This is a genomic window from Halomonas shantousis (assembly GCF_054654615.1).
In genome coordinates, this window is sequence record NZ_BAAIER010000002.1 from 3,063,468 (window position 1) to 3,075,455 (window position 11,988).

Sequence of the window (11,988 nt, forward strand, 5' to 3'; positions counted from 1 at the left end):
ACACGGAAGATGCCGAAGTGACCTCGACTATAGTCTTTCTCAAGAACATGAGCTTACGCGCCCGCCTCATGGCCGGCTTTTCCACCGTCATGGTGTTGATGATCGTGCTGACGCTCATCAGCATTCTCCAGGTCAATGCCATTGACCGCAGCCTGGCTACTGTCAACGACATCAACAGCGTCAAGCAACGCCATGCCATCGATTACCGCGGCAGCGTCCATGACCGGGCCATCGCCCTGCGTGATGTCACGCTGGTGACGGATGACGCCCGGCTCGAAGCGCTGATTGGCGAGATCGAGCGGCTCGCGGCCAACTATCGAAGTGCCGACGAGCAGATGCAGCAGCTCTTCACGAGACAGAGCGACGCCAGCACCGAGGAACGCCGGATCCTGACGGATATCGAAAGCATCCGTCAGCGCGCGCAACCGCTGATCCAGGCGGTTATCGAGCGGCGCCAGGCCGGCAACACCGAAGACGCGCGCCAGCTGCTGCTCGACGAGGCCGGTCCGGCCATGCGGCAGTGGCTGATCGACATCAACCGTTTCATCGATCTCGAGGAAGCGATGAACGAACGCGAAACGTCGACGGCGCGCGCAATGACCGGCGGTTTTGAAATCCTCATGATGGTGCTGTGTGGCATGGCCGTGGTCATCGGCCTGCTGGTCGCCACCCTGCTGACTCGCTGGCTGTTGCGCGAACTGGGCGCGGAACCCGGTGAAGTGCGCGTCTTCGCCGAGAAGATCGGGCGTGGCGAGTTGAGCGCTAGAGCCCGTCTGCGTCAAGGCGACCGACAGAGCATCATGTCCGCCCTGGTCGCCATGGCCCATCAACTCCAGAGCACCGTCTCGCATGTGCGGGCCTCGGCCGAGGCAGTGGCCAGCAATAGCGAGCAGATTGCCGAGGGCAACAACGAACTTGCCTCACGTACTGAGCAGCAGGCCAGCGCCCTGGCGGAAACCGCCTCCTCGATGGAGCAGCTCGGCAGTACCGTGCAGCAGAATGCCGACAATGCCCGCCAGGCCAGCGAGGAAGCCACCAATGCCTCCCGGGTGGCGATCCGAGGCGGTGCCGTCGTGGGTCAGGTGGTCGAGACCATGAATGATCTCAATCAGCGCTCCACGGAAATTGCCGAGATCATTGCGATGATCGACGAGATCGCCTTCCAGACCAATATCCTGGCTCTCAATGCCTCCGTGGAGGCGGCGCGTGCCGGCGAGCATGGACGTGGCTTTTCGGTAGTGGCCAGCGAGGTGCGCCAACTTGCCCAGCGCAGTGCCGAAGCTGCCAGGCAGATCAACACACTGATCAGCGGCAATCTGGAGCGCGTCGAACAGGGAGCCCGGCTGGTGGCCGAAGCCGGCCAGACGACCGATGAAATCGTCATGACCATCCAGCGCGTCACGCAGATCATGGGCGAGATCAGCCAGGCCAGTGCGGAGCAGAGCGAAGGGGTAAGGCAAGTCGGTGATGCGGTGATCCAGATGGACCGAGTCACTCAGCAGAACTCTGCCCTGGTGGAGGACAGCGCCATGGCCGCCAACAATCTTCGCCGCAATGCAGAGCAGTTGATGCAGGCCATGGGGGCTTTCCAGTTGAACGCCACGGCCCAGGGCCTGGACGGCTCCGATCCAGCGGCATCAACTGCACCTGCGTCTCGTCCGGCCCCGGCCGAACGGCTCCAGCTCGCATAGTCGCGATTCACATATCACCGATCTGCATGCCGGATCAGGACAGGACCACGCCGACAATCGGCGTGGTCCTGCACGATAGGCGCAGGAATCAGAGCCCTACTATTGAAGAGCTCTTGTGCAGGGCCCGTGCAGGGCTCGCTTCATGAAAGTGTTAAAACGTTATTACATTCAATTCCAGCGGTGCAATCACGCCTTGCAGGAACAGGCTTTTGAAATTTATTTCAGCCAAGGCTTACCGTTTTTTTCATGTTCTTCTCGCAGAGAAACATAATTATATTTTGGTCATAAGCGGCCATCCCTCCATGCTTACATTCCTCATCTCGCCCTTCTCAAGATAGTCAAATCAAGTAAACCCTCTCTTACATGAAGTTAACAATCCTCGCAAAATAATCGCAACTTACTGTTATGTATTAATTTTTCGCCAATCTATCTTATTGATAACAAATATTAATCGCAGTGTTTTTGAAATAACTGATACGAGTTTCTATGGTTTGAAGGGCATATCGCCATGATGTGTTTTAACTGCGATGTGTTTTAACCGTAGCAAGAGAGAGAAATGGCGGTTTGTAGCGCTGATTGTTCCTATCGGTGAGACGAGTTACCGCAACGGAACGCTTAGCTGTAAAAACAGGACTTTATCTCGACACTTATCGAAAACCAAAGGATCACGAACCATGTTCCATCACTCCTCAAAGCTCCAGTACAGAGTCAAGGTCGACAAGCCGGATCCGCAGTTCGCCAAGCTTCTGCAGCAGGCCATTGGCGGCGTGGAAGGCGAAATTCGCGTTGCCATGCAGTACTTCTTCCAGGCCATGGGCGCCCGCGGTGACGACCGCATACGCGATCTGCTGATGTCCACCGCTACCGAGGAGCTGTCACACATCGAGATTCTGGGTCATGCGGTCGCGCTGAACCTCGAAGGCGCTCCGGTTTCCCTGCAGGAAGAGTCCGCCCGGGATCCCGTGGTTAATGCCATTCTCGGCGGTGCCAACCCGCGTCACCTCCTCTCTTCCGGTCTGTCGGCCATGCCGGTCAATGCCAACGGCGTTCCCTTCGACATGAGCCACATCTACGCCACCGGTAACGTGGGCGCCGACATGTTGGCCAACGTCACCGCCGAAGCCAGCGGTCGTACTCTCGCGGCACGCCTTTACAACTGGACTGACGACAAGGGCATGAAGGACATGCTGTCCTTCCTGATCGCCCGCGACACCATGCACCAGCAGCAATGGCTGGCAGTGATCGAGGAAATGGGCGGTATGGAAGCGGCACTGCCGGTTCCCAACTCCGTACCTGAAGATCACGAAAACCTGCATCACTCCTACTATTATCTCAATACGAATCTGGATTCGCAGGCGCCGGAAGGCCGCTGGTCCAGCGGACCGGCTTTCGACGGTCGCGGCGAATTCTCGGTCAAGCAGCAGCCGGAGCCGGAAGGCGAGATTCCCACTCTCGGCAAGGCGCGCCCGGGTTCCGGAGCCCAGAAGGAACAGATGTAAGAGCAGCGGTACGACACAACGGCCGGCGGTGTTCCGCCGGCTTTTTCATGCCCGCGGATGTTTCGGCAATCATTGAACGGTTGCCGAAGCCCCGCTTGGCTGTTTGTCGAGAGTGTTCCACCCTGAGAGTTCAGGCTCAGGTGATAAACAGGACAGACTTCCGGAGGTGAACATGGCACAGCTTCCGTTTACCAATCGTGTCGAGGCCGGGCAGGCCTTGGCTCAGGAGATCCAGCATTTCCTCGATCTCGACAACCCGCTCGTGCTGGGGTTGCCACGCGGCGGTGTACCGGTGGCCGCCCAGATTGCCAAGGCGTTCGATGCACCGCTTGACGTGATGATCGTGCGCAAGCTGGGGGTTCCCGGCCAGGAAGAGGTGGCGATGGGTGCCATCGCCAGCGGTGGCGTCACTTTCATGAACCAACCGCTGATCACACGGCTGGGCATCGCCCCCGACGATGTACAACGCATTACCCTCAGCGAGACCCGCGAACTGGAGCGCCGCGAAACCGCCTATCGTGGCGAGCGACCCTATCCCGACCTGCGCGACCGTCAGGTCATTCTGGTCGACGACGGCATCGCTACTGGCGCCAGCATGCGGGCCGCGGTACAGGCGCTGCAGAAACTGGGAGCGCGCGAATGCATCATCGCCATCCCCGTCGCACCGCCCGATACGGCGGCAGAGCTGGAAAGCGAAGTCGATGCCCTGGTGTGTCTGGCGACCCCCGAGTCCTTCGGCGGCGTGGGACAGTGGTATGAAGATTTCAGCCAGACCAGCGACGAGGAAGTGATGGAGTGTCTCGCGACGTCACCCAGCCCGCAGTGACGGCAGCCACAAGCCATATCTGAAGAGAGTGCGGAGGATGGCGGAACGCCCCTCCGCGCCGGATCAAGCGGCTGTACGGCCCGGCGCTTGATCCGGCAGCGCTTGACCGGTCGAGGCGTTGCCGATCAGCGATTGGCCGATACGCCAGCCACTGCATCAGTGCGCCATGTCGAGTACCACACGTCCCTCGACCTGACCGCGATAGAGATGCTCGAGTACGGTATTGATGTTCTCCAGCCTGTCGGTGGAAACCGTGGCCTTGACCTTGCCTTCGCTGGCAAAGTCCAGCGCTTCCTGCAGGTCGCTGCGTGTCCCTACGATGGAGCCTCGCACCGTGATGCCGTTGAGCACCACATCGAAGATCGGCAGTGGAAAATCCCCGGGCGGCAGGCCATTGAGCGAAACGGTACCACCGCGGCGTACCATACCCAGCGCCTGCTCGAAGGCCTTGGGCGAGACCGCAGTGACGAGTACACCATGCGCCCCACCGATGGCTTTCTTCAGATAGGTGGCGGGGTCGGTGTGCAGCGCATTGACGGTGACGGTCGCACCGAGGCGCTCGGCCAGTGCCAGCTTGCCATCGTCGATGTCCACCGCCGCCACATTCAGCCCCATGGCCTTGGCGTACTGCACCGCCATGTGCCCCAATCCGCCGATGCCGGAAATCACTACCCACTGGCCGGGGCGGGTGTCGGTCATCTTCAGCCCCTTGTAGACGGTGACGCCAGCGCAGAGCACCGGCGCGATCTCGATGAAGCCGATATTGTCCGGCAGATGTCCCACGTAGTCGGCCTGCGCCAGGGTATAGTCGGCGAAACCGCCATTGACCGAATAGCCCGTGTTCTGCTGCGTTTCGCACAACGTCTCCCAACCTCCGAGACAGTGCTCGCAATGCCCGCAGGCCGAGTAAAGCCAGGGAACGCCGACCCGATCACCCTCCTTGACGTGGGTCACGCCTGCTCCCACCGCCGCTACATGGCCGACACCCTCGTGGCCGGGAATGAAGGGCGGCGAGGGTTTGACCGGCCAGTCACCGTGCGCGGCGTGCAGATCGGTATGGCACACGCCCGAGGCCGCGATCCTGACCAGCACCTCTCCCGGCCCGGGACGCGGCACCGCCACCTCCTCGATTGCCAGAGGCTGCTTGAAGGCCCGTACCACGGCGGCTCTCATTGTCTTGTCCATGTCGTATCTCCGCTCTGGCAGCCCGCCGGGCCGCCGTTGTCGCCAAGAACATCAAGCAGAGCATAGTGGCCCGGCACGGCAGACTATTGACCGGGATCAAGCGTGCCTCTTCCGATGAGAAAACTCATTAGCGAAACTCGTAGACGAAAAAGACCCACACCGATGGGCGATCAGACAGCGGGGATGCCGGCCGATGCCGCCTATTCGAGAATCTCGATGCCATCATTCAAGGCGAGGCGGCCGTCGTTCTCCGCGATCAGGTTCTGGCCGAAATAGACCTTGCCCTTCTCGCCACGGCGATACTTGGCCAGCGTCTTCAACGGTTCGCGACTGGTCTTGAACTGCCCGGTCGCGGGATCGACGGTGACCATCGCGCAGCGCGAACAGGGCGCATCGACGCGAAACACCACCTCGCCGATGCGGATCCGCTGCCATTGGTCCTCCTCGAAGGCCTGCGTGCCGCTCGCCACCAGATTGGGGCGAAACTGCGCCATGACATGCGTGTCCGCTGTGCGGGAGTTGAGATCTTCAAGCGAGGCTGCGGAGATCAGCATCAACGGATAACCGTCGGCGAAACTCACCCGCTTGTCGATCGCCTCGCGGTAGCGGGCGGAGCGTTCGCCCAGCCACAGCAGCCGCACCGGCTCGCCGGCGGCTTCGGAGAACCAGGCATCCAGCGCTGTGGTGGTCGTCAGCGCGGTAAAACAGTCGCCCCAAACCCCGGTCTCGAAAGGCTCGGCACTGAATTCAGCGGGAGCTGCCGTCATTTCGGGCAGGGTGTCGTGGTGCAGGCGAAGCCCGTCTGCCCGGAAAGTGGCCCGGACCCGCTGTAGTTGCGGGTGTGTGCGTGCGGTGATGAAGGTACCGTCCGGCTTGGCCAGCATATAGCGACGGTCGCCCACCAGCCCTTCCTCGCGGACCTGAGCGGCATCGACCGCAAGACCCGCGGTGGACTTGATGGGATAGAGATGAATGGCCGACAGGCTGGGCATGACAGACTCCGTAAGCGTGAGCGAGGTGAACAGAACGAGCGTACCGTACTGCTTGAGCATTCTCGCATACTTTACCTACGCTACTCCTTGCTACTACTGGCATGGCATACCCCGGCTACGCCTGACGGGCGACACGGCCTCTTTCTGGCATCTGCGGATCCTGCGCCAACAGTCCTGGCATCGCGTTGGGGCGGATACGGCCGGAGCAGACGACTAATTAGCTTGCAAATAAAAAAACCGCCCCCACTATCATGGATGCTTCACTTCACAACCGGATGACATCATGGCCCGACTGTTCGAACCGCTGACGCTGCGTCGGCTGACCCTGCCCAACCGCATCGCGGTCTCTCCCATGTGCCAGTATTCGGCCCGCGACGGCTTGGCCAACGACTGGCACCTGGTCCATCTCGGCAGCCGTGCCAGCGGCGGGGCGGGGCTCGTGATGGTGGAAGCGACCGCGGTAGTGCCCGAGGGCCGTATCAGTCCCCAGGATCTGGGCATCTGGTCGGACGATCACCTCGCCCCCTTGGCGCGAATCACCCGCTTCATCGAGAGCCAGGGAGCGGTACCGGCGATTCAGCTCGCCCACGCCGGGCGCAAGGCCAGCACCTGGCGGCCTTGGGAAGACAAGACCGGCAGCGTGCCCGAAAGCGAAGGCGGCTGGTCGACCGTGGCGCCCTCGGCGATTGCCTTCGACAGCAACCACACCACCCCGAAGGCACTCTCCCGCGAGGAGATTCAGGGCATCATCGATGCCTTCGTGCGTGCCGCCGAGCGCTCGCTCGAAGCCGGCTTCAAGATTGCCGAGATCCATGCCGCACATGGCTACCTGCTGCATCAGTTTCTCTCGCCGCTAAGCAACCAGCGTGAGGATGCTTATGGCGGCAGCTTCGACAACCGCGCCCGGCTGCTGCTCGAAGTCACCGCGGCGGTGCGTCGCGTATGGCCTGACGAATGGCCGCTGTTCGTGCGTCTGTCGGCCACCGATTGGGAAGAAGGCGGCTGGAACATCGAGGAGACTGTGCAGCTCGCCCAGCGTCTCAAGGCGCTGGGTGTCGACCTGATCGACGTTTCCTCCGGCGGCACCACGCCCACCGCGCGTATTCCCGTCGGGCCGGGTTATCAGACCGCCTTCGCCGAGCGGGTACATCGCGAGGCGGACATCGCCACCAGCGCAGTAGGCATGATCACCAGCGCCGAACAGGCCGAGCATATCCTGCATACCGGCCAGGCCGACATGATCATGCTGGCGCGCGAGCTGCTGCGTGATCCGTACTGGCCGTTGCACGCCGCCCAGGCACTGCGCCACGAGGTGCCCTGGCCCGCCCAGTATGCGCGTGCGGCACACCGCGATACGCCGATCCATGTCGCCAACGTCATCGATGATTAAGGCGTTCAATCGGGTTGGCGGTGCGGCGTGTCATTGAGCCCGGCCACTGTCAGAAGCGTCTATCTCTGGTAGATCGCCCTTGATGGCCCGGCCTGATGGCCGGGCCAGGAGTCAATGGGCATGGCTGCCGGATTCGTCGCTTTCTTGCTGATGCTTGCCGTCATTTGACGCTTCTTTCCGCTGCTTCTCCTGCTGGGCCTTATTCTTGGCGTCTTCATACGATTCGAGCGCCTTTTCGGCAGCCTCATGCGACTCAACATGCTCTTCAATAGCGTGTTTATCCTTGCCGTCTTCCTGCGCCCAGGCTGGCGCCATGACGAAGATGGTGAAAACAATACAAAAAATCCGTTTAAGCATGACAGGCTCCTGTTTGTGACTTTCTGATGCTAACACGCGTCGAGCTTGATTAGCTTCGTTGCCCTGCTTCGACAACTGACACGCCAGGCTGGGTTTTTAACCTGCCCAGACTCGAACAGGGTCTGATGAATCCGTCAGCATGACGGAGCGAACGATCGAGGTCGCCGCGTTCCAGAGCGCATCGACCATTGACGGAATAGCATCCATCGTAGCAAACCTTCTCCAGACATAACGAACAACGCCCGCCGGAATACTTGTCCCGGCGGGCGTTGTCCTACTGCTCGAGACGTTGTCAGGCCGCGGCCGGACGCGAAGACGCCTTGCGCCGGCGTTGCATCATCACGACAGCGGCGAAGACCAGCAGGCCGGGAATCCACATCCACTCCTTGGCCCAACGATCCACCGGGGCGCGTACCGCGACGATCTCCTGATCGAACTCGAAGCCCAGCTCCTCGGCCTGGCTGCCGAAATCGGTCATGTCGACGAGCGTGCGACCGTCCTCTTCCATCAACGTCAGGCCCAGGTTCGCCATGCGTTCTTCGCCGGTTTCGCCCTCGGGCACCGGTACCAGAATCACGAAACTGGTCGGGCTGCCATAGGCGTTCAGCCCCTCGATACGCACACGCAGGTTGCTGTCCTCGTCCACGTTACCCAGCGCCTGCTCGAACTGCGCGGGCGGCACGTCCCGGTAAGGATCGTGGATGATGTCCATCCAGAAGCCCGGCCGAAACAGGGTGAACGCCACCAGCAGCAGCAGCAGGCTTTCGTACCAGCGGTTCTTGACGATCATGAACCCTTGCGTACCCGCGGCAAAGATCAGCATGGCAATGGTCGCGATCACGAAGATCAGGATGCCCTGCAGGAAGTTCACATCGATCAGCAGCAGATCCGTGTTGAAAATGAACAGGAACGGCAGCGCCGCAGTACGCAGGCTGTAATAGAACGCCTGAAAACCGGTGCGGATCGGATCGGCGCCGGAGATCGCCGCGGCGGCAAAGGAGGCCAGCCCGACCGGCGGCGTGACGTCGGCCATGATACCGAAATAGAACACAAACAGATGCACGGCGATCAGCGGCACGATCAGACCGTTCTGCTGGCCCAGCGTGACGATCACCGGTGCCAGCAGCGCAGAGACCACGATGTAGTTGGCGGTCGTCGGCAGGCCCATGCCCAGAACCAGGCTGAGCACGGCGGTGAGAAGCAGCATCAAGAGCAGATTGCCCATCGACAGCGTCTCGACCAGATCCGCCAGCACCAGCCCCACGCCGGTCTGCGAGACGGCGCCGACGATGATCCCCGCCGTCGCCGTGGCAATGCCGATGCCGATCATGTTACGCGCACCGTTGATCAATCCATGCCACAGGTCCACGACACCTTCCTTGACATCCTCGGCAAACCGGCTCCTGCCGCGAAAGAAGGCGTTGAGCGGACGCTGGGTAAGAATGATGGCGATCATCAGTACCGTGGCCCAGAACGCGGAGAGCCCTGGAGACAGCCGCTCCACCATCAGGCACCATACCAGCACGACGACCGGCAGCAGATAATAGAGCCCGACCATCACCGTGGGCCGGGTTTGCGGCAAGGTGGTGACCTCCTGCGTCGGGTCATCCTCTTCCAACTCGGGATACTGCGACGCCACCTTGAGGAGTCCGACATAGACGACGGCCAGCACCGCGGTGATTACCCAGGGTGCAGCCTCCCCCATGACGGGCTTGAGCCAACCCAGGCCATAGTAGACGGCAAAGGCGAGCGCCATGATGCCGATCAGCCCGGTCAGGAAGCCCAGCACCTTGTTGAGCAGCGGACGCACGGGGTTGCTGCTCTGCAAACCCTGCATGCCCGCCTTGAGCGCTTCGAGATGCACGATGTAGATCAGCGCGATATAGGAGATGACCGCGGGCAGAAAGGCGTGCTTGATGACGTCGACGTAGGAAATGCCCACGTACTCGACCATCAGGAAGGCCGCCGCCCCCATGACCGGCGGCATGATCTGACCATTGACCGACGCCGCCACCTCCACCGCTCCGGCCTTCTCGGCGGGAAAGCCCACCCGCTTCATCATGGGAATGGTAAAGGTGCCGGTGGTCACGGTATTGGCAATCGATGACCCCGAAATCAGGCCGGTCATCCCCGAGGCGACCACCGCCGCCTTGGCGGGACCGCCCCGGTAATGGCCCAGCATGGAAAAGGCCACCTTGATGAAGTAGTTGCCTGCTCCGGCTTTTTCCAGCAGTGCGCCGAAGAGGACGAACAGAAACACGAAACTGGTGGAGACGCCCAGCGCAATGCCGAACACCCCCTGCGTGGTCAGCCACTGATGATTGATCAGCCCTTCGACGCTGACGCCACGGTGAGCCAGCATTCCCGGCATGTAAGGGCCGGCCAGCGAATAGACGATGAACACCAGCGCCACGATCATGAGTGGCGGGCCTAGCGCGCGCCGGGTCGCCTCCAGCAGCAACACGATCCCGATCACGCCGATGACGACATCCTGCAGGATCGGATTGCCGGGGCGCTGCGCCAGCTGTTCGTAGAAGAGGAAGATATAGGCGGCAGCAAATGCGGCCACGGCCGCCATCGCCCAGTCCGTCAGCGGAATCGTGTGCCGCGGTGAACGCTTGAATGCCGGACAGGCCATGAAGGCCAGAAACAGGGCAAAGGTCAGATGAATCGAACGCGCCTCGGTGGCGCTGAACACGCCGAAGCCAAGCACGAACGGCAAGGGTGAAGCGATCCACAACTGGAAAAGCGACCAGGCCGCCGCGATGCAGAGCAGCAATTTACCCTGCCAGCCGCTCGGCGTTCGCGCTCCCGTATCCGTGGCCTGCAGCTCCTCCAGATCCGCACGCTTGTCAGACCCTGTCGACTTGTCGTCACGCATACTCATGTCCTGGTGATGATGCATAGCCGGTGAACGATCCCCGGCGCGTCGTTGCATCGCTTGACGGTATTCCAGAATCAACGATGCGCGGCGCTGCTCAGCAACCGCGCATCGAGGTCAGACGTAGGCGTAGCCTTACAGCCAGCCGCGCTCCTTGTAATAGCGCTTGGCACCTTCATGCAGCGGTGCGGTCAGGCCCTGGCTGATCATGTCTTCCGGGTTGAGTGTGGAGAACGCCGGATGCAGACGCTTGAAGCGATCGAAATTCTCGAATACAGCCTTGACGGTCTGGTAGACCACCTCTTCATCCGTATCTTCGTCGGTGACGAAGGTCGCTGCCACGCCGAAAGTCTCGACGTCTTCCTCGTTGCCCTTGTACAGGCCGCCGGGAATCACCGACTTGGTGTAGTACGGATATTCCTCGACCAGCTTGTCGACTTCGGGACCATTGATCGGGATCAGCCTGGCGTCGACGGTGGTGGTGGCTTCCTGAATGGAGCCATTGGGGTGGCCGGCCACATAGACCATGGCGTCGATGTTGTTGTCCGCCAACGCGGAAGCCTGCTCGGCGGCGCTCAGCTCGGAAGCCAGCGAGTAGACGCTGGTATCCCAGCCCTTGGCATCCATCAGCACTTCCATGGTGGCGCGCTGGCCGGAGCCGGGATTGCCGATGTTGACGCGCTTGCCCTTGAGATCATCGACGCTCTCGATCCCCGAGTCGGCGCGCGCGACCAGAGTCAGCGGTTCGCCGTGCAGAGTGAAGACGGAACGCAGGTTCTCGTGGGGCTCGTCGAAGCTGCCCTCGCCCTTGTAGGCGCGATATTGCACGTCGGACTGGACGACACCCATGTCCAGCTCGCCCGACAGGATGCCATTCACGTTGGCCACGGAACCGCCCGTGGACGGCGCGTTGCAACGCAGATTCTCGGCACTGCGGTTCACCAGACGGCATACCGACTGACCGACCACATAGTAGACGCCCGTCTGACCACCGGTACCGATGGTAATGAACTGTTCCTGGGCGTAAGTCGGCGTGGACAGCGACGCAGCGCCGAACAGCGCGCCCGCAGACAGTGCAGCTGCGACAAAGTGGCGTTTCATGAATGACTCCTTTTCGACATTGTTGTGACAGACCGGGCATCAGGGTGACAGACCGGAAACCGGCGC

General features: G+C 61.3%; 9 protein-coding genes. 4 read left to right on the plus strand and 5 right to left on the minus strand.

Annotated features, from left to right (window positions below):
* Positions 1 to 17: 17 nt before the first annotated feature.
* The 3 genes from ACYQ12_RS14540 to ACYQ12_RS14550 all read left to right on the plus strand — a co-directional run bounded on the left by ACYQ12_RS14540 (position 18) and on the right by ACYQ12_RS14550 (position 4,016).
* The gene (locus tag ACYQ12_RS14540) at positions 18 to 1,691 is read left to right on the plus strand and encodes a methyl-accepting chemotaxis protein (RefSeq protein WP_459873079.1); all 1,674 of its coding nucleotides are present in this window, start codon (positions 18 to 20) and stop codon (positions 1,689 to 1,691) included.
* Positions 1,692 to 2,365: 674 nt separating this feature from the next.
* Positions 2,366 to 3,190, plus strand: a complete 825-nt coding sequence (locus tag ACYQ12_RS14545; protein ID WP_459873081.1) for a manganese catalase family protein — start codon at positions 2,366 to 2,368, stop codon at positions 3,188 to 3,190.
* A 172-nt stretch (positions 3,191 to 3,362) separates the two neighbouring features.
* Entirely contained in the window at positions 3,363 to 4,016 is a 654-nt protein-coding gene (locus tag ACYQ12_RS14550) for a phosphoribosyltransferase (protein WP_459873083.1), read from the plus strand.
* Between the two features lie 156 nt (positions 4,017 to 4,172).
* Here the strand turns inward: ACYQ12_RS14550 and adhP are convergent, their stop codons facing one another.
* Complete coding sequence (adhP, locus tag ACYQ12_RS14555; RefSeq protein ID WP_459873085.1) at positions 4,173 to 5,201, minus strand: alcohol dehydrogenase AdhP; 1,029 nt, start codon at positions 5,199 to 5,201, stop codon at positions 4,173 to 4,175.
* A gap of 200 nt (positions 5,202 to 5,401) precedes the next feature.
* The gene (locus tag ACYQ12_RS14560) at positions 5,402 to 6,193 is read right to left on the minus strand and encodes an MOSC domain-containing protein (protein WP_459873087.1); all 792 of its coding nucleotides are present in this window, start codon (positions 6,191 to 6,193) and stop codon (positions 5,402 to 5,404) included.
* Between the two features lie 283 nt (positions 6,194 to 6,476).
* On the opposite strand from ACYQ12_RS14560, the gene ACYQ12_RS14565 reads away from it, so the two are divergent.
* Positions 6,477 to 7,583, plus strand: a complete 1,107-nt coding sequence (locus tag ACYQ12_RS14565) for an NADH:flavin oxidoreductase/NADH oxidase (RefSeq protein WP_459873089.1) — start codon at positions 6,477 to 6,479, stop codon at positions 7,581 to 7,583.
* A gap of 111 nt (positions 7,584 to 7,694) precedes the next feature.
* Here the strand turns inward: ACYQ12_RS14565 and ACYQ12_RS14570 are convergent, their stop codons facing one another.
* The 3 genes from ACYQ12_RS14570 to ACYQ12_RS14580 all read right to left on the minus strand — a co-directional run bounded on the left by ACYQ12_RS14570 (position 7,695) and on the right by ACYQ12_RS14580 (position 11,922).
* Positions 7,695 to 7,940 carry a hypothetical protein gene (locus tag ACYQ12_RS14570; protein WP_459873091.1) on the minus strand — a complete coding sequence of 82 codons (246 nt, stop codon included), beginning with the start codon at positions 7,938 to 7,940 and terminating at the stop codon, positions 7,695 to 7,697.
* A 292-nt stretch (positions 7,941 to 8,232) separates the two neighbouring features.
* Positions 8,233 to 10,821 carry a TRAP transporter permease gene (locus ACYQ12_RS14575; protein WP_459873093.1) on the minus strand — a complete coding sequence of 863 codons (2,589 nt, stop codon included), beginning with the start codon at positions 10,819 to 10,821 and terminating at the stop codon, positions 8,233 to 8,235.
* 135 nt (positions 10,822 to 10,956) lie between these two features.
* Entirely contained in the window at positions 10,957 to 11,922 is a 966-nt protein-coding gene (locus ACYQ12_RS14580) for a TAXI family TRAP transporter solute-binding subunit (protein ID WP_459873095.1), read from the minus strand.
* Positions 11,923 to 11,988 lie beyond the last annotated feature (66 nt).